Source organism: Bacillus weihaiensis (assembly GCF_001889165.1).
GTDB lineage: Bacteria > Bacillota > Bacilli > Bacillales > Bacillaceae > Metabacillus > Metabacillus weihaiensis.
Window position 1 is genome coordinate 1,482,477 of sequence record NZ_CP016020.1, and the last position, 21,053, is coordinate 1,503,529.

General features: G+C 36.5%; 20 protein-coding genes. 12 read left to right on the forward strand and 8 right to left on the reverse strand.

The window, feature by feature from the left end:
• Nucleotides 1-30 precede the first annotated feature (30 nt).
• Nucleotides 31-1,443, forward strand: coding sequence for an NADP-dependent phosphogluconate dehydrogenase (gndA, locus tag A9C19_RS07100; RefSeq protein ID WP_072579294.1), 1,413 nt, complete (start codon nucleotides 31-33; stop codon nucleotides 1,441-1,443).
• Nucleotides 1,444-2,451: 1,008 nt separating this feature from the next.
• On the opposite strand, the gene zwf is transcribed toward gndA, so the two are convergent.
• Nucleotides 2,452-3,930, reverse strand: a complete 1,479-nt coding sequence (zwf, locus tag A9C19_RS07105; protein WP_072579295.1) for a glucose-6-phosphate dehydrogenase — start codon at nucleotides 3,928-3,930, stop codon at nucleotides 2,452-2,454.
• Nucleotides 3,931-4,611: 681 nt separating this feature from the next.
• Here zwf and rnz point away from each other — a divergent pair.
• Both rnz and A9C19_RS07115 read left to right on the forward strand, forming a co-directional pair.
• On the forward strand, nucleotides 4,612-5,547 hold the full coding sequence (gene rnz / locus A9C19_RS07110) for a ribonuclease Z (RefSeq protein ID WP_072579296.1): 936 nt from the start codon (nucleotides 4,612-4,614) through the stop codon (nucleotides 5,545-5,547).
• Nucleotides 5,548-5,633: 86 nt separating this feature from the next.
• On the forward strand, nucleotides 5,634-7,109 hold the full coding sequence (locus A9C19_RS07115) for an MDR family MFS transporter (protein ID WP_072579297.1): 1,476 nt from the start codon (nucleotides 5,634-5,636) through the stop codon (nucleotides 7,107-7,109).
• Between the two features lie 389 nt (nucleotides 7,110-7,498).
• Here the strand turns inward: A9C19_RS07115 and namA are convergent, their stop codons facing one another.
• Both namA and proC read right to left on the reverse strand, forming a co-directional pair.
• Entirely contained in the window at nucleotides 7,499-8,515 is a 1,017-nt protein-coding gene (gene namA / locus A9C19_RS07120; RefSeq protein WP_072579298.1) for an NADPH dehydrogenase NamA, read from the reverse strand.
• 381 nt (nucleotides 8,516-8,896) lie between these two features.
• Nucleotides 8,897-9,721, reverse strand: coding sequence for a pyrroline-5-carboxylate reductase (proC, locus tag A9C19_RS07125; RefSeq protein WP_072579299.1), 825 nt, complete (start codon nucleotides 9,719-9,721; stop codon nucleotides 8,897-8,899).
• A 224-nt stretch (nucleotides 9,722-9,945) separates the two neighbouring features.
• Between proC and A9C19_RS07130 the strand changes: the two genes are divergently transcribed.
• The 4 genes from A9C19_RS07130 to A9C19_RS07145 all read left to right on the forward strand — a co-directional run bounded on the left by A9C19_RS07130 (nucleotide 9,946) and on the right by A9C19_RS07145 (nucleotide 13,404).
• Nucleotides 9,946-10,917: an MBL fold metallo-hydrolase gene (locus A9C19_RS07130; protein ID WP_072579300.1), complete on the forward strand. Its 972-nt coding sequence runs from the start codon at nucleotides 9,946-9,948 to the stop codon at nucleotides 10,915-10,917.
• A gap of 20 nt (nucleotides 10,918-10,937) precedes the next feature.
• Nucleotides 10,938-11,732, forward strand: a complete 795-nt coding sequence (locus A9C19_RS07135) for an SDR family NAD(P)-dependent oxidoreductase (RefSeq protein WP_072579301.1) — start codon at nucleotides 10,938-10,940, stop codon at nucleotides 11,730-11,732.
• Between the two features lie 152 nt (nucleotides 11,733-11,884).
• Complete coding sequence (locus A9C19_RS07140; RefSeq protein WP_072579302.1) at nucleotides 11,885-12,439, forward strand: GNAT family N-acetyltransferase; 555 nt, start codon at nucleotides 11,885-11,887, stop codon at nucleotides 12,437-12,439.
• Nucleotides 12,440-12,480: 41 nt separating this feature from the next.
• Nucleotides 12,481-13,404 carry a TRM11 family SAM-dependent methyltransferase gene (locus tag A9C19_RS07145; protein WP_233499249.1) on the forward strand — a complete coding sequence of 308 codons (924 nt, stop codon included), beginning with the start codon at nucleotides 12,481-12,483 and terminating at the stop codon, nucleotides 13,402-13,404.
• 9 nt (nucleotides 13,405-13,413) lie between these two features.
• Here the strand turns inward: A9C19_RS07145 and A9C19_RS07150 are convergent, their stop codons facing one another.
• Both A9C19_RS07150 and A9C19_RS07155 read right to left on the reverse strand, forming a co-directional pair.
• A complete protein-coding gene (locus tag A9C19_RS07150) occupies nucleotides 13,414-13,635 on the reverse strand; it encodes a hypothetical protein (protein ID WP_072579303.1) in 222 nt (73 codons plus the stop codon).
• A 340-nt stretch (nucleotides 13,636-13,975) separates the two neighbouring features.
• Complete coding sequence (locus A9C19_RS07155) at nucleotides 13,976-14,170, reverse strand: YqzH family protein (protein ID WP_072579304.1); 195 nt, start codon at nucleotides 14,168-14,170, stop codon at nucleotides 13,976-13,978.
• 151 nt (nucleotides 14,171-14,321) lie between these two features.
• Here A9C19_RS07155 and A9C19_RS07160 point away from each other — a divergent pair, with 151 nt between their 5' ends.
• From A9C19_RS07160 to A9C19_RS07170, 3 genes are all read left to right on the forward strand, one after another.
• Nucleotides 14,322-15,584, forward strand: a complete 1,263-nt coding sequence (locus A9C19_RS07160) for a Y-family DNA polymerase (protein ID WP_199445814.1) — start codon at nucleotides 14,322-14,324, stop codon at nucleotides 15,582-15,584.
• 86 nt (nucleotides 15,585-15,670) lie between these two features.
• Nucleotides 15,671-16,315, forward strand: a complete 645-nt coding sequence (locus A9C19_RS07165; protein ID WP_158515061.1) for a GDSL-type esterase/lipase family protein — start codon at nucleotides 15,671-15,673, stop codon at nucleotides 16,313-16,315.
• Between the two features lie 32 nt (nucleotides 16,316-16,347).
• Complete coding sequence (locus tag A9C19_RS07170; RefSeq protein ID WP_072579305.1) at nucleotides 16,348-16,680, forward strand: YolD-like family protein; 333 nt, start codon at nucleotides 16,348-16,350, stop codon at nucleotides 16,678-16,680.
• Nucleotides 16,681-16,815: 135 nt separating this feature from the next.
• On the opposite strand, the gene A9C19_RS07175 is transcribed toward A9C19_RS07170, so the two are convergent.
• Nucleotides 16,816-17,025 carry a CDGSH iron-sulfur domain-containing protein gene (locus A9C19_RS07175; RefSeq protein WP_072579306.1) on the reverse strand — a complete coding sequence of 70 codons (210 nt, stop codon included), beginning with the start codon at nucleotides 17,023-17,025 and terminating at the stop codon, nucleotides 16,816-16,818.
• Nucleotides 17,026-17,208: 183 nt separating this feature from the next.
• Between A9C19_RS07175 and A9C19_RS07180 the strand changes: the two genes are divergently transcribed.
• Both A9C19_RS07180 and A9C19_RS07185 read left to right on the forward strand, forming a co-directional pair.
• Nucleotides 17,209-17,532 (forward strand): iron-sulfur cluster biosynthesis family protein, encoded by a 324-nt coding sequence (locus A9C19_RS07180; protein ID WP_072579307.1) that lies wholly within the window; start codon nucleotides 17,209-17,211, stop codon nucleotides 17,530-17,532.
• Between the two features lie 14 nt (nucleotides 17,533-17,546).
• A complete protein-coding gene (locus A9C19_RS07185) occupies nucleotides 17,547-17,789 on the forward strand; it encodes a DUF2552 family protein (protein WP_072579308.1) in 243 nt (80 codons plus the stop codon).
• Nucleotides 17,790-17,895: 106 nt separating this feature from the next.
• On the opposite strand, the gene A9C19_RS07190 is transcribed toward A9C19_RS07185, so the two are convergent.
• Nucleotides 17,896-19,119 (reverse strand): MFS transporter, encoded by a 1,224-nt coding sequence (locus tag A9C19_RS07190; RefSeq protein WP_072579309.1) that lies wholly within the window; start codon nucleotides 19,117-19,119, stop codon nucleotides 17,896-17,898.
• Nucleotides 19,120-19,269: 150 nt separating this feature from the next.
• Entirely contained in the window at nucleotides 19,270-20,175 is a 906-nt protein-coding gene (locus A9C19_RS07195) for an alpha/beta hydrolase (RefSeq protein WP_072579310.1), read from the reverse strand.
• Nucleotides 20,176-21,053 lie beyond the last annotated feature (878 nt).

Here is a 21,053-nt window from a genome sequence, read left to right on the forward strand (position 1 = left end):
TACAAATAGGATGAGAAGGGACGTAAACGAATGTCAAAACAACAAATTGGTGTAATTGGCTTAGCTGTAATGGGTAAAAACTTAGCGTTAAATATTGAAAGTCGTGGCTTTTCAGTATCTGTTTATAACCGTTCTTCGGATAAAACGGAAGAATTTTTAACTGAAGCAAAGGGGAAAAATGTAGTAGGTACATATAGCATTGAAGAATTTGTTCAATCATTAGAAACACCACGTAAAATACTATTAATGGTAAAAGCTGGTGTTCCTACTGATGCTACAATTGAGCAATTGTTACCGCATCTTGATAAAGGTGATATTCTAATCGATGGTGGGAATACATTATATACAGACACACAACGTCGTAACAAAGATCTCGCTGAAAGTGGAATCCATTTCATCGGTACAGGAGTATCGGGTGGAGAGGAAGGTGCTCTTAAAGGACCATCAATTATGCCTGGTGGACAGAAGGAAGCATTTGATTTAGTACAACCTATTTTAGAAGCAATCTCTGCAAAGGTAAATGGTGATCCATGTTGTACGTATATTGGTCCAGATGGTGCAGGTCACTATGTGAAAATGGTTCATAACGGAATTGAATATGGAGATATGCAATTGATCTCAGAAGCCTATTTCTTATTAAAGAATGTTTTAGGTTTAACCGCTGATGAGCTTCATGAAGTTTTTGCAGAGTGGAATAAAGGGGAGCTTGATAGCTACTTAATTGAAATTACTGCTGACATCTTCACGAAGAAGGATGATGAAACAGGTAAACCTCTTGTTGATGTTATTCTTGATACTGCTGGTCAAAAGGGTACTGGAAAATGGACAAGTAAGAGCGCTCTTGATTTAGGTGTTCCACTTCCTATCATTACTGAATCTGTATTTGCTCGTTTCATTTCTGCTATGAAGGAAGAACGTCAAAAAGCAAGTAAAATTCTATCAGGTCCAGCTCCAAAAGCGCATGAGGGTAACAAAGAAGAGCTTATTGAAGCTGTTCGTAAAGCATTATATATGAGTAAAATTGTTTCATACGCACAAGGCTTTGCACAAATGAGAGCTGCTTCTGAAGAGTATAACTGGGATCTAAAATACGGTGATATCGCGATGATCTTCCGTGGAGGCTGTATCATACGTGCAGCATTCCTTCAAAAAATTAAAGATGCATATGACAAGGAGCCGCAATTAGCGAACCTTTTACTTGATGATTACTTCAAAAACATTGTTGAAGGCTACCAAGGTGCTCTCCGTCAAATCTTAGGAGTTGCAATTGAAAATGGTGTACCTGTACCTTGCTTCTCATCTGCATTAGCATACTATGATAGCTACCGTACAGAAACACTACCTGCGAACCTTTTACAAGCACAACGTGATTATTTCGGTGCTCATACGTATCAACGTGTAGATAAAGAGGGCGTATTCCATACTGAATGGATGGAAAAATAAGAAAGTAACTAAAAAGACAAACCAGTTCTCAAGCTGGTTTGTCTTTTTTATCGTAGAAAAATAAGAACTTATAAATAGTAAATAAAGTGAGGAGTAGGAGAGAATAAAAAAAGGAGGCTGGGATTTAAGGGTTTGGCACCATATCACCGCAACTATATGTACGCACTAAGTTATCAAGTGCACACAATTTGGTCGGATTGGAGGGTGCCTGACTCTCTGTTTTGTCCCTGCCTCTAAAAAGGAGATTACAAGGGTTGCATCTTGCATTTATAGTTTATTCAAAGAAAAGCCACTATGTATAGGACAAATTATCCGGCTTATTCACACATTTTTAACTCATAATAACCTTAGTGGGAATTATGCATGTATGCTCTCATTGTAAGCTATTAGAGGCTACTATACGGCAGGGGGTTCATTCTAAGGACCCAAAAGAATGAATAACGATTATACCAAACTTTTGAGTCTTTTTTTAAAAACGTCACTTAAGTGTAAAATGGTGCTAGCTTATTTCTAAGCTAAGTGAAAAATGTTGAAAGGCTCCCTAAAATTACACCAGCTAGACTACCAATACTAATACATTTAATAAAATTCTTAGGATAATTAAGTTCCATGATTCATCCCTCCTTAAGGGAAAAATACCATATATGAAACAAGGGTTGCAACAGATTTTATTCATTTAAGCATGGTAAAATTCAACAGTCACTGAGAGGGTTCAGTTTAGAGACTTTCGCTGTGGGAATATATAAAGGGTTTTTTCTGAAAACTTGGTGCTGCTTCCTTGAGATTCAAAAAAGTTTGCATTCACACGAAAGATTCGTAAGGCAGTAAAGGGATGAAATAAAACAATCCTCTCTGTTTTAGAGAGAACAAACCTTTTATTTAGGAGAATTTGATCCATAAGTATTTTTCGGAAAACAGCCATATAAAAAGAAGGGAAACATCATTGTCTCCCTTCTCGATATGGATCTCGCAATTTTCATAATAGAAAATTAGCTACTTATCCACTTTTTAGTTAACTGGCCACCACTTAAAGCCATCTTTTTTTAGCATTTCCTCTGCCTCTTTAGGTCCCATTGAACCTGAAGGATAAGTTGTTAGATTAGCTTTGCCTTCTTTCCACGCATCAGAAATTGGATCTACATAGCTCCATGATAAAGCTACTTCATCCCAATGTGTGAAATTCGTAGCATCTCCACGCATGCAATCGTATAGTAACTTTTCGTATGCTTCAGGAGTATTAATGCCTTCTAAGAAGTTATTAGAAAGATCAAGTTTTACTGGCTGTGAATAGCCAGCATCATCGTCTTTCTTTGCATTCAGCTGAAGTGTAATTCCTTCTTCAGGTTGAATATGGATGACTAATAAATTGGGTGGTACAGATGCGCCTTTATTATAATATAGATTCATTGGAATATCCTTAAACTGCACGACAATCTTCGTAGATTTTGCTGCCATGCGTTTTCCTGTTCGAATATAGAAAGGAACTCCAGCCCATCTGAAATTATCAATTAATAGTTTACCTGCAACGTATGTTTCTGTTTGAGATTGATCATCAACATTACTTTCGTTACGGTAACTTACGACAGGCTCATTTGCCATTTCGCCTGAATCATATTGTCCTCTAATAAAGTATTTTGCCACATCATCATCTTTTACAGGTCTTAGAGCACGTAAAACTTTTACTTTTTCACTTCTAATTTCATCTGTTGTAAGCTTTATTGGTGGTTCCATTGCAAGTAATGCGACCATTTGAAGCATATGATTTTGTACCATATCGCGAAGGGCGCCAGACTTTTCGTAATAACGACCACGATCTTCTACCCCTAATACCTCACTAGAAGTTACTTGAATATTTGATATGTATCTGTTGTTCCACAGTGGCTCAAATAATGCATTAGCAAATCGAATGACTTCAATGTTTTGAACCATCTCTTTACCTAGGTAGTGATCAATTCGATAAATTTGATCCTCGTTGAATGCTTCACGTATTTCTTGATTTAATGTTTGTGCAGATGGAAGATCATGTCCAAATGGTTTTTCGATAACAAGTCTACTCCAACCCTCTGTAGCAGTTAAGCCTTCTTTTTTGAGGTTTTGAGCAATTGTTCCAAAGAATTCTGGAGCCATTGCTAGGTAGAATATTCTGTTTCCTTCTGTCTTATATGTTGTATTTAAATCATTTAACAAATCATTAAGCTCTAAATAAGAGGAAGGGTTTGTAACATCAAAAGGATGATAATGAAAATGAGATGTGAATTCGTCTAAATTAGCGGATTCCTTCATTGATGTCTGAATAGAATCAGATACGTTTTGACGAAACTCTTCGTTTGTCCAGGGTCTTCGTGCAACACCGACCACAGCAAAATTTTCACTGATTTTCTTGTTTTTTACTAAGCGATAAATTGACGGGAACAGTTTTCGCTTTGCTAGGTCACCCGTTGCTCCGAAGATGACAATAACAGCTTTTGGATGTTCTTGTGTAATCACGTTCGTACCTCACTTTGCAAATGCATTTATTTGTTTCATCAGCCGATCCAATCATCTAATTCATTCATGAATCAAAAGAATGCTATGAAGGAGAAAGAATGGTGCTATAAGACAATCAATTGATCCTTTTAAGATGTTTCAATAGCTGATGGATATTACTCCTTTACAAATACTTAATTTTAAAGGTAATCGTAAAGTAAATCAAATATAATCGTTTAAATTCGAGTTGTTTTCTTAAAATATCGTATGGTAGCGTTTTGTTAGCTAACAACCGATTAACATAATAAAAGAATTTTCATCCTTTATTAGTATAAACGATATAAGAGAAATTATCGTCTTATATGCACCTAATTTATTAAAATTTTTATATAATTCAGTATATTTTAGTAAAGGATATAGGATTAGTCAAGTATTTTATTAGAATAAAGGGTGAAGAAAGACAAACCGAACCTGTTTGACGTGATAGAACGTGTGAAATTTTTTTGGCGTGGTTTTTAGCATCTATCTTTCAGTCAATGATTAGCCCAAACTATAAAGTGAATTTTAATGAATATCTTATCTAATCGTTCATTTCTTATAATTGAATGTACGCAATTAAAGAAAGCGGATTGAACGGAGTTTCGCTCTTACCAACTTTCATGTATTCTTTAATAGTAATTGAAAGTTTAGGAGGATATTTACGTGAATGTTTTATTTCTTGGTACTGGTGCTGGAATCCCTGCAAAGTCTCGTAATGTGACGAGTATTGCTTTGCAACTATTAGAGGAGAGAAATGCAGTGTGGCTCTTTGATTGTGGAGAAGCTACACAGCATCAAATTCTATATACAAATATCAAACCTAGAAAAATAGAGAAGATTTTCATTTCACATTTACATGGGGATCATATTTATGGTTTACCTGGATTGATAAGTAGCCGATCTTTTCAAGGAGGAGAAAGTTTACTAACGATATATGGACCAAAGGGGATTAAAGAGTTTGTTCGAACATCATTATCGGTGAGCCATACATATCTTTCTTATCCCATTTCCTTTGTTGAAGTTGAGGAAGGGTTGATCTTTGAGGATCAACAGTTTCAAGTATTTACTTCTAAGCTTGATCATGGCATTGATTCATATGGATATCGTATTGTAGAGAAGGATTTACCAGGAACATTATTAGTTCATAAAGTAAAAGAACTAGGAGTGGCACCTGGACCGATTTTTCAAAAATTGAAGAAAGGAGAAACCGTTTCTTTAGATGATGGTCGAATCCTGAATGGTACAGACTTTATTGGACCTCCTCAAAAAGGAAGAATAATTACGATTCTAGGAGATACGAGGTATTCCAAAAGAGCTATCGAGCTTGCTGAACATGCTGACATGTTAATACATGAGGCGACTTTCTCCGCTAAAGATGATCGTCTTGCTTACGATTATTTTCATTCAACAAGTACACAAGCAGCTAGTATAGCGACAGAAGCGAAGGTGAAAAAGCTTATCCTGACACACATTAGCTCACGTTATCAATCAAAAGAAGAGATCTTGTTATTATGTAATGAAGCGAAGGGAATTTTCTTAGATACAATGGTCGCTGAAGACTTTTTACAAGTCGAGGTACCGAAAAATAAAAAGGAATAATTCTCTTTCAGAGGTAAGCTGTTTCATGTATTATTTGACAGTACAACTATTTATTATTATTCATTTCATTGAAAGGAAGTCTATTTATGACTGAAGAAAGCTCAAAGCAAAAATACGAGTATTTAGCAGATGATCCTAATGTTAATGTTAAACCCATTATGATTTCTCTCATTATAGGTGCGTTTTTCGCTATCCTCAATGAGACCCTACTAAATATTGCATTAACAACACTTATGGAAGAATTTCAAGTAAAGCCTTCTACTGTTCAGTGGATGGCAACTGGATTTATGCTCGTAATGGGTATTCTTATCCCGATTTCTGCCTTGTTGTTACAATCATATACAACTAGACAGATGTTCATGTTCACGATGTCTTTATTTACATTGGGAACATTCATTTGTGCTGTTGCTCCTTCTTTTTCTATTTTATTAGCAGGGCGTATACTTCAAGCTGCAGGGACTGGACTATTTATGCCTATAATATTTAACACGTTTTTACTGTTATTTCCCCCAAAGCGTCGCGGCGCTGTAATGGGAATGGTAGGATTAGTCATTATGTTTGCACCTGCAATTGGCCCAACACTCTCAGGCATAATTGTTGAGCACCTTGGTTGGAGATATTTATTTATTACAGTCATCCCATTTGCTCTATTCTCAATTGCCTTTGGATTTAAATTTCTTGTAAATGTTGGAGAAGTGACGAAACCCAAAGTTGACATATTTTCTATTCTCTTATCTACACTTGGTTTTGGTGGAGTAGTACTGGGGTTTAGCTCTGCTGGTGAAGGAGAAGCTGGTTTCTTCGTCCCTAGAGTGTATGTGCTTGTCATTGTTGGAGTTATTTCTCTTATCCTATTTACGTTAAGACAACTAAAATTAGAAGAACCCGTTTTGGATGTGAGAGTGTTTAAGTATCCAATGTTTACGTTATCTGTCGTCCTATTTGTTATTATCATCATGGCTATGTTTTCATCTGAAATCATCCTACCGATGTATATGCAAGGACCACTTGCTTTAACAGCTGCTACTGCCGGGTTAACATTGCTACCCGGTAGTCTATTAAATGGGCTAATGTCTCCTATTATGGGGAAGATTTTTGATAAGGTAGGTCCTCGAAAGCTGATTATTCCAGCTGCTTTTGTTTTATCGATTACAATGTTTATGCTTAGCACAATTAGTCTAACAACCTCTATCGTTTTTATTGCTGTCTGCTATAGTTTATTGATGCTTTCAATATCAGCTATTATGATGCCTGCCCAAACAAATGGCCTTAATCAATTACCGAAGCACCTTTATCCACATGGAACGGCTATTATGAATACATTGCAGCCGGTATCGGGAGCAATTGGGGTGTCAGTATTTATTAGCTTAATGACTACTAGGCAGCAAATGTATCTAGAACAGGTTCCAGCACCAACAAATCCTGTTACAATTAGTGAGTCTCTAGTAGCAGGAGTTGAATTTGTTTACTTAATAGCTTTTGCGTTAACGGTTCTAGGTTTTATCGCTTCTTTATTTGTGAAAAGGGCTCTGCCTGAAGAGAAGGAGCCTACTAGTATATAGAAACTATCTAAAGATCATATAAATAAAAAAACAGGGGGTATGAATCTTTCTTTCATACTCCTCTGTTTTTCTTTAGGCTCTGTTAAATGTAGTTGTTGATTTCCGTTACATACATTCGCTTTTTTGCGGAAGAATAATTGAACATCCTAATTACCGCCTTTTTAAAAGCGATTCTCTAGGATTCTCAAGGAGGCCTTCTACTCCCAATAAAGTGCAAAAATCATGATTAAACATTAACACAGCCTTCTTTAAAGGATAAGAATGCACCTGAATTTGTACGTGGTTTTAGGATCGAGCTTCTGGCAACAAACCATGTCTCTTGCTCGGCGCCAATAGGAGAACGGTTTTTGTTCTTAACTCGATTTATTTTAAAAGGATGTAACCTTTAATTACCATCCTCGCTCATACTGTTTCGGAGCTGGTAATTCTTCTCCAAGCTGATTGGCTGCAGTTTTAGGAAAATACGGATCGCGTAAAAGCTCCCTAGCTATAAAAATGAGATCTGCTCGCTCATTCCGAAGAATTTCTTCAGCTTGTAAACCATTTGTGATGAGTCCTACTGCTCCTGTCGCAATGTTCGCTTGCTGTTTAATTGTTTCAGCAAATTTTACTTGGTATCCTGGAAAAACGTCAATGTGAGCTGGTACAACTGCTCCAGAACTTACATCAATTAAATCAACGCCTTGCTCTTTCATGTTTCTAGCATAATGAATATAATCTTCTACAGCTAGTCCTTCTGGATGGTAATCAGATGCCGAAATCCTGACGAAGAGAGGTCCATTCCATACTTCCTTTATCGCTGTAATGATCTCGCTTAAGAAACGGTAGCGGTTTTCTGCACTTCCACCATACTCATCATCTCTTGTATTTGAAAGCGGAGATAAGAATTCGTTCACTAGATAACCGTGGGCACCATGAATTTCAATAATATCAAAGCCGGCTTTTTTTGCTCGTTCTGCAGCTTGTTGAAAGGCTCTTATTGTATACTCAATATCTGCTTTTGACATGGCCTTAGGAGTTTTATATTGATTGTTGAAAGGAATGGCTGACGGAGCATATATATCACCGTCTACGTTTGCTTTTCTTCCCGCATGGGCTAGTTGAATGGCCGTGCTTGATCCATACTGCTTCATTCCTTCGACTAATTGCTTTAATTTTGGGATATGCTCGTCACTCCATATTCCAAGGTCTTGTGGAGATATCCTTCCTTGAGGAGTGACTGCTGTTGCTTCAATCATAATTAAACCGACCTGACCAGCAGCACGGCTTATGTAATGTTGGAAATGAAAGTCTTCAACAAATCCTTTTTCTCCTGTTGAAGAATACATACACATAGGAGACATAACAATTCGATTTTTTAATGTCACATTTTTTATGCCATAAGATTGAAATAGTTTTGATTTCATATAAAGTCTTCCTCCAATATCCCAATATTTGTACCATTCTAATAAATTATAACCATTTTCTTATTAAAGCTCATCTTTCATGCTTATCGTTCCAAAGAGTTCGATGCTTCTATTTCCTAAACATAACATCCGCATGAAAGACGTTGTAACCAAAGCGCAAAGAGTTACTCTTCTTGTTTTGTACTCGGCACAATCAACCCCCTTGAAATTTCAAGAAAATAATTCTCTATACTGAACATAGACATATAGAAAAGAAGCTGGGACAGAATTACCTAGCACTTTATCGTACCAACTATTGTACGCACTGATTTATTAAAGTGCATACAATAGATTGGATCGGAGGTGCCTGGCTCTTTATTTGTCCTAGCCTCTTCTTGGAGATTAAATATATTTCTCTTCGAAAATTTCGCTTAATTCATTTGAGCGTTCGGATGCTCTTTTTATACATGAAATTAATACTTCTTCAAAGTGATGTTCCTTTAGTACGTTTATTCCTGCTTCTGTCGTGCCATTTGGACTCATCACTTCTTTTCTTAGCTGTGAAGGGTGTTTATCCGAAGTTGCAATCATTTTTGAGGCTCCAACTAATGTTTGAACGATTAAATCTCTTGCAATGTCTGCTTCTAATCCTAATTCTACCGCTGCTTTCTCCATTGCTTCTACAACATAATAAACGTAGGCAGGTCCGCTACCAGATAAACCTGTTACAGCATCTAATTGCTTTTCTTCTACGATTTTGCAAATACCAATTGCGTTAAAAAGGCACCTACTATACTCAAGTTGTTCTTCTGTTACATAGGCGTTTGCTGCAATGGCGGTAGCTGATTTTCTAACGGCAGCAGATGTATTTGGCATTGCACGAATGATGGGTAATTCTTTTCCAAGTAAGAGTGAAATCGTGTCTGTCGAAACACCAGCTAAAACTGATAAGATAAGGTGTGAGTGTATATGGTTTTGCAGCCCATTAACACCTTCTTTTACATCCTTTGGTTTCATGGCTAAAACAATAATTGAAGTTTCTTTAGCAAGCTCTTCTTTATCCTGAGTTGTAAGAACTCCATACGTTTTTTCAAAATGTTGTAGGCGTTCACGATTAGAACGATTAGCTACAACAATGTCAGAAGGGTTAAACATTCCGTTCTTTATTAAGCCAGCCACCATCGCTTCAGCCATAGAACCTGCCCCTATAAATCCTATTCTCCTCATGTATACTACTCCTCTAAGTATCGAGGTGCTTTAAATGATGATTAGAAAGCACCGTAAATTTTTATTCATTATGTATGGAACGATCAGGTAATGTCAAGATGTTTTCAAACTGTCATGAAAAATATTTAGAATTATTTGAATATAATGACTGTAAGGGTATACAATTAGTAAATAATAAGTTCAACTAGAATGTTCACTATAGCCATAACAAAAGAGGTGCAAAAATGAATGAAAGCGTAAAGTCTAATCACATCATGAAAATGAATTTACCTACACCTTTTCCAGTTGGTGATGTTAATGTGTATTTAATAAAAAATGATACTTTAACACTTGTCGATGCGGGACCAAAAACGGAAGAAGCGTGGGAAGCCTTTCAATTTCAACTAAAAGAGTTTGGTTACACTCTTAATGATATTGACCAAATTATTATTACACATCATCATCCTGATCATGTTGGCTTACTTGACTTTTTTCAAGCTGAAATTCCGATTTTAGGTCACGCATACAATAAACCATGGCTTGAAAAAAATAGAGAATTTATGAATCGAATGCACCTATTTTTCGAAAGATTATTCGCAAGCTTTGGAGTTTCCTCTAACTTTATACCTACTCTTCAACGAGTTAATAACTCGCTAGACTATTCTTGCACTAGGCATTTAGATCAATTCCTTTTGCATGGGGACAAAATTTCTGGTTTACACCAGTGGGAAGTTTTAGAAACGCCAGGTCATGCCCAAAGTCATATTGTTCTTTATGAAAAAAACACTGGTATACTTTTGGGAGGGGATTTACTTTTAAAGCAAATTTCGCCGAATCCTTTACTTGAGCCACCGATGATCAGTGAACATACAAATCGCCCAAAGCCACAGCTTCAGTTAAATCAGTCTATTTCAAGGCTTCTAGATCTACCGTTATCACTTGTATATCCTGGTCATGGTGAAAACATAATGAATGCACATGAACTAATCACTTATCGATTAAACCAACAACATAAAAGAGCAGAACAAGTTAGGGATTTTATTTCAAAAAAGCCTGTAACTGCTTTTGAAATATGCCAAAATTTGTTTCCTACTATTTATTATAAGCAGCTCATGTTAACGATGTCTGAAACAGTTGGACAGCTTGACTATTTAGAGGAAATCGGTCAAATTAGAGTGGATGATACAAATGAACGACATCTTTACTATACAACATAGAAACACGAGAGGTGAATGGAATGAATACTAGGTTACAGGGTTGCTATGTAGCGATTACTGGTGCTTCTAGTGGTATTGGAGAAAAAATTGCCATTGAGTGTGCCAAACAGGGAGCGCATCTTGTTCTCCTTGCTAGAAGAAAAGATCGTCTTTCTACATTATCTCAGAAAATCAGGACCGATTATGGCGTTTCCTGTCATGATTATTCATTGGATGTTCAAGATCTAGAGGCAGTAAGCAAAGTCTTTACTCAAATTGAGTCTGAAGTTGGTCATATCAATGTTCTTGTAAACAATGCAGGCTTTGGTATTTTTAACGACGTTCTGGAATCGTCACTTGATGAGATGACAAATATGTTTGAAGTCAATGTTTATGGACTTATCGCTACGACGAAAATGGTTTTACCCCAAATGATACAGAAAAAACAAGGGCATATCATTAATATAGCTTCACAAGCAGGTAAAATTGCTACTCCAAAGTCTAGTCTTTATTCAGCTAGTAAACATGCTGTTTTAGGATTTACAAATAGTCTTAGACTTGAAATGAAACCCCATAATATTTATGTTACATCTGTTAATCCTGGTCCGATTAAAACAGATTTTTTCACGATTGCTGATAAGAAAGGTGATTATGTGAAAAATGTTGAACGCTGGATGCTTGATCCAAATAAGGTTGCTCGAATCATTGTAGCCTCTATGCTAACTCCAAAACGGGAAATTAATCTACCTGGTTGGATGAATGCAGGAAGCACCATGTATCAAGTAATGCCTAAATTGTTTGAGAGATTTGCTAGTAAAGCATTTTATAAAAAATGATACGTACTAGTAGACGTGACTCTTTCTGGTCATGTCTTTATTCTTTTGGATCTTTTCTTACCCTTGGTTGCTAGTAAATAGTAAGGGGAGCACACGAAAGATCATGGTTTTTAGTTATCGTGTACTTCATACATACAAAAGGGGGCATGTATATGATTAAGTTAGAATTTTTTCAACCTTCCCATATGAAACAGCTAATAGATTGGATACGGACACCTGAATTTTTAATGCAGTGGGGAGGACCGGCTTTTCAATTCCCACTAGATGAAAAGCAATTAGAGGACTATCTCCATGAAGCAAACAAGCCAGATTCGACTATCTACATTTATTCTGTCTTATTAGAAGAAACTGAAGAGTTGATTGGTCATATTTCTCTGTCTCAGATTGATCGAAAACATGAGTCAGCTAGAATCGGAAAGGTACTAGTCGGAAAGCAACGAGAAAGGGGACGGGGAGTTGGGGCACAAATGGTCGAGAAAATAGTAGGCATCGCCTTTGAAGAATTAAAGCTCCATCGCGTGAGTTTAGGAGTGTTCGATTTTAATCATTCTGCTATTTCCTGTTATGAAAAAGTAGGGTTTCAGAAAGAAGGACTTTTAAGAGATTATCGTAAATGTGGCAATGAATTTTGGTCTCTTTGGGAAATGAGTATACTTAAATATGAATGGCAACAAAAACATGACGATGTAAATAAAGTGCTGAACTAGTGAGCTTGTTAGTAACGCACAGGGGAAAAGGTGGAAAAAGATTGACTGATTATCTTTATACATATGCATTTCACGAGGATGAGCAAGACCTGTGCTTCTTGGAAATGAGGTCCTTATTTGGTACAGACTCAAAACAAAAATATATACATACGCCAAGGTGTATTCATCCAAATCGAAGTCCTTTTATAAAAGAAAGGGTAGAGATTTTATATGAAGCTTCTTGTTTGGAAGAGCTTCTTTTATTGATTGAAGGGTATCACATTGTGGGAACTTTTAAGGTTGTATTTATTGACTGTCATCTTGACGAAAAAATGAGCTTTGACAATAGGCGGTCGATTGAAAGAACAGTTGGATTACGTGTAAGAGGGGCTGCAAGCCTCAAAAATCCTACCCAATTGTTGGCGGTTGTAAGAACAAATCATAACTGGATTTTCGGGACTTATCTTAAAAGCGAATCTATTTGGCTTTTGCATCAACAAAAGCCTCAAAACTACTCAACAGCTTTAAGTACTCGTGTAGCAAGAGCTATTGTCAATATTGCTGTACCAATTATTGATGAAGTAAAGGTTATTGATCCTTGTTGTGGAATTGGGACGGTGTTAATTGAAGCTTTGTCACTAGAGATTAACATTGTGGGTAGTGATATAAATCCACTTGCAACAACAGGAGCTAGGGAGAACCTTACCCACTTTGGGTTAAAAGGGAACGTAGTATTACAGGATATTCGTGATATTAGAGAAAGCTATGATGTCATGATTATGGATATGCCTTACAATCTATGTTCTGTGTTACCGATGGAAGATAAGCTTGAGATGCTTTCCAGTGCTCGCCGATTAGCCCAAAAAGCGGTTGTTATAACTGTTGAACCTATTGATGAGATTTTAAATGATGTTGGTTTTACCATCAAAGATCGCGCTGTTGCTAAAAAAGGAACGTTTTTTAGAGAGATTATTGTGTGTGAATAAAAGTAGAAATCACTCTTCAAATGGAATCATATCATCAATTGCATGAACATCGATGCTTTCGACGGACTTCTTGTCCACGTTATAAATTAATAATTGTTGCTGATTCTCTGATACTTGTAGGACGCGACCGGAAAAAACAATTTGCCCTACTTTCTTTTTTGAATAGCTTACACGGAGTAGGGTATTTTTTTCTTGCCACTGCTTCACTATCGTATAAAAATGTTCTAGCATTTAAATCTCTCCAATTTGTCTAATCTTTGATGTTTTGCAGGTGTGCACTATGTTATTGTGTTAAATATTAAAATGTGTATGTCAGGACAGGAGATATTTAAAATACATTGTGCTATCTCGTGCAGGTTGGGATTGTTGATGGTGGATCTCCGTTAAAGACAATAAAGTGTCTGAAAGAAAGGTAATTGTTCTTAATTATACGCTATTTTAGACACTAATCAAGTAGTATATACAAGTCTTAAGTGATCTGAAAAAGATGTTTTTTCTTTTGGTCACAAGTGAGAGGGAAATGACTTGCTCTTCATTAGCATCAGTTTCTACAATCTCTCATTTTACATGCTTATTCCTGATTTGTTACATAACTATATACAACATCCTCTACGACTTCATACCACTCGGTTTGTTCTGTTCGATCATTGATTACTCTTTGTCTTAAAGCTGTATATTCTTCTTTTGTAAGTGGGGTTTCTACAAGATCTCGTCCATATTGTAGAAAGCTCTTTTTAATCATTTTGTCGATGAATATCTCTTCCATTTTACACCTCGCTTTTTAGTATACCTATTTTCTCTTTATAAACGTAGTCATTTTTCTTTGGTGAAAACTACCATTGAAATCGAACGTATATTCGCTTAAGATAAGTATATATTAAAAAGCGAACATATATTCTGTGTGGAGGGAAATGGCTATGATTGAAAATTACGATCAATTGCCAAAACGTAAAATTTTATGTATTGATATGAAAAGCTTTTATGCAAGCTGTGCGGCTGTTTTACTAGGATTAGATCCTCTTACTTGTTATTTAGCTGTTGTTGGCGATACAGATAGGAATGGAAGTATTGTGTTGGCAGCTTCTCCACAAGTAAAGAAAGAATTTGGAATTAAGACGGGTTCAAGGTTGTTTGAAATTCCAAACGATCCCCGAATAATAATTGTTAATCCCAAGATGGCAACCTATATTCGAATTTCAACAGAGTTAACAAAATTGTTTCATCGTTATGTGCCTAAGGAGGCCATTCATACGTACAGTGTTGATGAAAGCTTTATTGAAGTTGATGGAGTGGAGCATATCTGGGGAGATGCTCAAACGATTGCAGCAAAAATTCGTGATGATATGGAGCGTGAATTTCAGCTTCCAAGTGCGATAGGAATTGGTCCTAATATGCTTTTAGCTAAAATTTGCCTAGATATTGAAGCCAAAAAAAGCGGTGTTGCAGAGTGGACATACGACGATGTCAAAGAAAAGCTCTGGAAGATAGAGCCATTAAGTGATATGTGGGGAATTGGTTCGAGGGTACAAAAAACCTTGAATCGAATGGGGATTTTTAACGTTGGTCAGCTGGCAAATTACCCGTTAGAGCTTCTTGAAAAGAAATTTGGAGTAATGGGCAATCAGCTTTACTATCATGCATGGGGTGTAGATTTATCAGAAATAGGTGCACCAATTATGCAAGGGCAAATTAGTTTTGGGAAAAGTCAAATTTTGCTACGAGATTATCCAAATCCTGAGGAAGTAAAGCATGTTATTTTGGAAATCAGTGAAGAGGTTGCTAGAAGAGCACGACAGCATAAAAAGGTGGGGAGAACGATTAGCCTCGGAATTGGGTATAGCCGTGATGAATTCGGAGGAGGGTTCCATCGCTCCGTTACAATTGATCAACCGACGAATATTACGATGGATATTTATGAGGCATGCCTCAGCTTGTTTGAGACATTCTACATAAATAAGACCGTGCGTAAAATTTCGATTACTTTATCGAACATTGAAGAAGATCAGGAGATGCAGCTTGATCTCTTCCGTCCAAATCGTACCAAGCAGCGTACATTAGGTTATGTAATGGATGGTATTCGTCAAAAATATGGGTCAGATTCTCTTTTACGGGCTGTGTCTTATACGACAGCTGGAACAGCCAAGTATCGTGCGAAGCTAGTAGGAGGACATAAAGCATAATGAGAGCCTATTTCTACTTGAGGTAGTTACGATGTCCCTCTATGCGAATAGAGTATAAAGACTATTTGTATAGAGGAGGGCACGATGTGAAAAGGGATGAACAAATGAAATACGTTGCGTTAGGGGATTCCTTAACAGTGGGAGTAGGATCGTCATTTTTAGCACCGGGATTTGTTGGAAGATTTGCCAAGTTCACAGAACAGACACACCAATCGCAAGTTTGTACAAATGTTTATGCTAAATCAGGAATTGAAACCGGTGAAGTACTAGAGATGATTGAAAGTACGGACTTACATTCACATATTTCGAGGGCACATCTTATAACGATTTCAGCAGGTGGCAATGATTTGATTCAAGCGAGTAAAGATTTTGTGGAGTCAGGAGAAACGGATGAACTCACTCAATCGGTAAAAGAATGTTATCTCAATATGATGAAGATTATGGAAATACTCCATATGCTAAAAAAAGAGTGTAGACTACCGTTCAGAATTTATTTACTTAACTTATACAATCCACTTCCAAAAATTCCGTTGGCAGATAAGTGGGTATCTTTATTTAATCGCCATTTAAACAGCTTTCATAATGGGGAATCTGTTGTTGTTGCTGACCTTTACTCGGTATTTAAGGGGAAGCAAGAAACATTTTTGTCAAGAGATCGTGTTCATCCAAACGACTTAGGATATGAAGCGATTGCTCAAACTCTCGTAGCGTTAGGTTATCCAAAGTTCTAACAGACTATGCATCTAGAAAGAAGGTGACAAGAGTGATAAGAGATAGAGGAAATATAAAATGGACATCAATGATGCTACCTGAACATGTAAAGCTGCTCAGACATTGGTCTGAATCAGATGCTTATCAGGATAAACCAGAGCTTGATGAACAACGGCTTGAGGAAATTAATGAAACAATTTGTCTGGCGATGGAGCACCATAATGAACTTGTATTTACGTACTATAAAAATCATTTTTTTCATACCTGCACAGGTTATGTTCATTATATTGACCCCATTGAGCAGACACTTCGCATTGTTAATGAGCAAACAGACAGTCGCCTTCAACTTTCAATAAAGGAAATTGTTGATGTACGAGCAACATAAGAACAAACTTAGAGCCCCTTGGGCAGCCCCGTGAGTTTGAAATCGAAGGGCTTGTTTCCAATCAAGTCGATAGATTTTTAAGGTCATAAGCAAAAAGAGGAGAATGAGCAATCATTCATCCTCTCATTAAAAAAACTAGTCAAGCTGCTTTTCTGCTCGAACGCAAGAATCAAATTTACCTTTATGACTACCATCACAAAAAGGCATTTTTGAAGTAAGCCCACAACGGCAAAGGGAAAAAGATTGTTTCGTTGTTAATTTATTTCCATCCATATCAATAAGCTCCACTTCACCGGATACACGTAAAGGACCATTATCCATTACTTTAATTTGTCTATTAGACATTGATCACACCACCTCCATTTAGATTAGTTTCAACTATCAACTTTGCACAAATACAATATGCAGATTGAGGAAAAATGTACATTCTAATTTAAAGCGTAAAGCGACCTGAACTTGGATTATGCATGGAGCAGGAATAATATGATAAACTATGAATATACGAACCGAGAAGGAGATAAAGACAGGATGCATATACAATTTACAACAGAAGCGATTGGCAAGCTCCAAGAGAAGCTAAAAGAAAATCAAAGCCGTTATGTAAAGCTTAAATATGATACAGATGGCTGTGGATGTGTAATGAGCGGAGTTACCGCGTTATGGCTAGTTGAAGAAGTAGAGAGCGACGATGTGAAGATAGAGACAAATGATATCCCTTTATATGTTGAAAGAACAAAAATGGTTTTTCTAGATGAGGAACTCACAATTTCTTTTAATGAGTCAGCAAATTGTTATATGCTAAAAAGCCCTTCGCAAATCCTCAATCCTCGAATGAGTTTACTAGTGAAATAAGGTAGGGTGAGAAGATGAAGGACCGATTAACGTCAATAAAAAACGTAGCACTTGATAAAACATGGGTTTCATTTTTACATGATAATCATCCATATAGCTTACTTCACTGGTCAATTGGTGGCTTTCATGAGGACACAAAAGATGTCTGGTTACTCCAAGATGAAATGTCCTTTGAAGCACAGGAATTTTCTACAATTGAAGATGCAATTCAGTGGATGGACGAGCACATGGAAAATATTTCTGATGTGTTAGGGTAAATTAGTCTAAAAAAGACAGGGTACCATGAAAGGTATCCTGTCTTTTTATCGTACTTTTCACATAAGATTCACTTCTTATGCAGACAGAAACAAGTGGGTATCGCCATTACGATTTGGAAAAAGTCTTTCCTTTATTAAATACATGCCCATGAGTTACCACTAGCAATGAGTATAAACAAAGGAAACATACAGATAAAACAAAGGCATAAACAATAGGTAACCAATCAGCAAGAACTCCATAAAAAAGGGTACCAACACCGAACAAGCCGGTCATGACAGCATCTCGCGCAGAAAACACATTTGGAATTAACTCCTCATCGGTTTCTATTTGGAAGATAGTCGTAATCAAAATAAGATGAAATTGACTAAACACTCCAACAGCTACGGAGCACCCAAGCGCTATCCATTCATTTGAAGTAAAACCAAACAGAATCGTAAAAATAGCGATGGTGATGGAGCTGAGAAATAAAATCCTTTGAGGAAACAAGGATAGAAGCCGTTTGTTCTTTAAGCAAATAAGTCCACCGATTAATAAACCAGCAAAGAAACTTGAATTAATATATCCCCACCATGCCTCGCTTTTATGCAGTGTTTCATCGACATACACATATAAAATAGCCGCAATCCAAACGACACTTGCAAGAGTATCAAGGATTTCTAAGAAGGTAGCCAAACGTAAAGATGGTTTAGTCCATAATGCCCGCCATCCCTTTAACATGGAATCTCCATGATTTTCAGAAGAGTGTATACGTTTCTTCTCTTGAACAGAAATAAACATCATGAAGAAGACAGACATAGCGAACAAAGCCAATGTAATAAGTAAAAGCTTCATTCCACTAAAATGAGCGACGACAAGAGCTCCTAAAGGCCAACCACTAAAATGAAGCACTTGGTCTGTGATTGAAAGAAAGCTATTAGTTTTCATCAATTGATCCTTGTGAACAAGGTTCACCACCAGACTTTGACGAACAGGCACAGCCCATCCATCTAAAAAGGCAATGCCGGAAATCAAAAGGAAAACAAAGGAAACAGTATTTGACGTATCAAAGTGAACGGTTGAAAAACAAAGGAAAAGTAACAGAAGCAAGAAGGTTTTCGCTCCTTGCGAGATGATTAACAAACATTTTAATTTTAGTCTGTTCACGACAAGTGGTAGAAACAAACCGCCAAGAAATCGAGCAATTGTAATTGAAAAAGGAACAAAAGCTGTATAAAATGCTGACTCTGTTAAACTATAAAGTAAGCTAATGACACTCACAATATAAAAAACATCACCCAAATTAGCAAATGACTGACCAATCCATAGAAAAATAAACGATTTTTTAAACATAAAATTCCCGCCCTTACTTATTTAAAGAATGTCTACCTATTAAAAAAATAAGAATCGGGAATAGTTACATTGGACAGGTTCCTTTCTTCAATGAATTTTATTGATAGTATCAACATCAAATGCACTAGGGCGGGAACGCACATTTGAAAATTAAAGTGTGAATTCAGCTAAGAATTCATCAATTGCTTTAGAGTACTCTTCACGATTTTTCGCATAGGACATAGCATGAGCGCCTTTTTCCGCTAAGAAGAGCTTTTTTGGGCCCTTCTTTTTTTCATAGAGCATACTAGTCATATCAAAAGGGATATAATCATCTTCTTTACTATGAATAAACAAAACAGGTTTACGAATCGTTTGTACGGCTTTGAAGGGTGAAACCTCGTGAAGGGAATAGTGATCACGAAGCTTAATGAAAGGCTTAGCGATAGGTAAAACAAAATAACTTGGGAGCTTAAACTCAACTTTTAGGCGATAAGCAAGTTGAGCTTCCAAATCAGTAAAGGGACAGTCAGCAATATAAAAATCTGCTGCATCCTCAACCATTCCAGCATAAAGTAATGTCGTAACAGCTCCCATTGATTCCCCATGTATACCTAAGGAAAGGTATTCACCTACCTGCTTTTTTACCCAGTGAACAACAGATTGAAGGTCATATTTTTCATAATGACCGTAACTCGTCGTTTTGCCACCACTATCTCCGTGACGACGATGATCGTAAATGACAACATTAAACCCTTTTTCTAAAAACAAATTCATATACTTTACAGAATTAAGCTTATTTACAGTTACGCCGTGGCATATAATTATGTACCGATTTGTTTGATGTGGTGCAACAAGTAATCCTTTAATATCATAGCCAAAGCGAGAAGGAATCGTAAATTCCTTTTTTTCTAGTTTATCATAATCCGATTTTTGAAAAAGTCCTAAATCTGTATCTCGATCCATTAATTCCTGGTCTGATTTTTTTTTAATATACATCATTTTATTCGAAAAGAAAAAACCAATAAAAAATAGATAAGATAAAAAGATAAGGGAACCAATCACTATTTTTTTCATAAAAACTCCTTTGCTGTTTTGATACCTAAAAGGTAAGTGTTAATTAGAGCGAACGTTAGAGGCTCCTGTGTAAGAAGGTTTGTCGAAGATCTGTCTATAACGATATTACCAAGAAAAACCAACGTTTTAGAAGACTACTTATCTTATTATAAGTCTTTTTTCTGAAATTTTGTTTTACTTGTATCAATTTCCTACATGCTTATTTTAAAGAAACACAGATCTACAGAATGTAGATCCCTTTTAAATTTTTCTATTTTCGTAAACTTGTAGCTATTTATCAAGAGACCGGTCTGATTGAATTTCGTTCCAGTTGCTCGCTTTTTCCCGGGGCGGGCGGTGAGCCAAGAGTATTGGATCAGTATCGATAGCTGGAAAAATCTTTCGAATCGTTGAGTAAGTTTTATATCCTATAGTTCTTGAAGGTCAAACGGGCTTCTTGTCGTATAAAAGTTATAGGGAATCTTCCTTCAGTCTCATCAGTTTTTGTGGTGCTTTCTTATTTCGACATTTTGGGGAGATACTCTCTTTTTGTGTCTTGAAAGCATTGAGGCTCAATGAATGCAATTTATGAAATTAATTTACTTAATATAAATTTCAAAAAATATTTAGCCAGCCAATATCACTTTTAAGGATAAAAGGGAGCTCGGATCCTTGAAAAATAGTAAGGTTAAAAATGTGAATGTGATAAAGGAAAAGGGAACCGTTCTAGGCTCCCATTTTCGGATTATTGCTCGGAGTTTTGGCGATTAGTCGGATTTAAAGCCTTTTTCATTTCTTCAGCAGCCATCATTTTTTTCGTAGTGTCCGCATTTACTTTGCCTTTTTGCCCTTTTTGTTTAGTCATCATTTATCGCTCCTTTCTCCTATAAAATGGCTAA

Excerpts from the sequence above, each read along its gene's own strand:
- A9C19_RS07140 (WP_072579302.1), top strand. The coding sequence starts at position 11,885 with ATGATTAAGTTAGAATTTTTTCAACCTTCCCATATGAAACAGCTAATA.
- proC (WP_072579299.1), bottom strand. The coding sequence starts at position 9,721 with ATGAGGAGAATAGGATTTATAGGGGCAGGTTCTATGGCTGAAGCGATG.
- A9C19_RS07195 (WP_072579310.1), bottom strand. The coding sequence starts at position 20,175 with ATGAAAAAAATAGTGATTGGTTCCCTTATCTTTTTATCTTATCTATTT.
- A9C19_RS07190 (WP_072579309.1), bottom strand. The coding sequence starts at position 19,119 with ATGTTTAAAAAATCGTTTATTTTTCTATGGATTGGTCAGTCATTTGCT.
- namA (WP_072579298.1), bottom strand. The coding sequence starts at position 8,515 with ATGAAATCAAAACTATTTCAATCTTATGGCATAAAAAATGTGACATTA.
- A9C19_RS07155 (WP_072579304.1), bottom strand. The coding sequence starts at position 14,170 with ATGGAAGAGATATTCATCGACAAAATGATTAAAAAGAGCTTTCTACAA.
- A9C19_RS07175 (WP_072579306.1), bottom strand. The coding sequence starts at position 17,025 with ATGTCTAATAGACAAATTAAAGTAATGGATAATGGTCCTTTACGTGTA.
- A9C19_RS07150 (WP_072579303.1), bottom strand. The coding sequence starts at position 13,635 with ATGCTAGAACATTTTTATACGATAGTGAAGCAGTGGCAAGAAAAAAAT.
- A9C19_RS07160 (WP_199445814.1), top strand. The coding sequence starts at position 14,322 with ATGATTGAAAATTACGATCAATTGCCAAAACGTAAAATTTTATGTATT.
- A9C19_RS07135 (WP_072579301.1), top strand. The coding sequence starts at position 10,938 with ATGAATACTAGGTTACAGGGTTGCTATGTAGCGATTACTGGTGCTTCT.
- A9C19_RS07115 (WP_072579297.1), top strand. The coding sequence starts at position 5,634 with ATGACTGAAGAAAGCTCAAAGCAAAAATACGAGTATTTAGCAGATGAT.
- gndA (WP_072579294.1), top strand. The coding sequence starts at position 31 with ATGTCAAAACAACAAATTGGTGTAATTGGCTTAGCTGTAATGGGTAAA.
- A9C19_RS07185 (WP_072579308.1), top strand. The coding sequence starts at position 17,547 with ATGAAGGACCGATTAACGTCAATAAAAAACGTAGCACTTGATAAAACA.
- A9C19_RS07180 (WP_072579307.1), top strand. The coding sequence starts at position 17,209 with ATGCATATACAATTTACAACAGAAGCGATTGGCAAGCTCCAAGAGAAG.
- A9C19_RS07130 (WP_072579300.1), top strand. The coding sequence starts at position 9,946 with ATGAATGAAAGCGTAAAGTCTAATCACATCATGAAAATGAATTTACCT.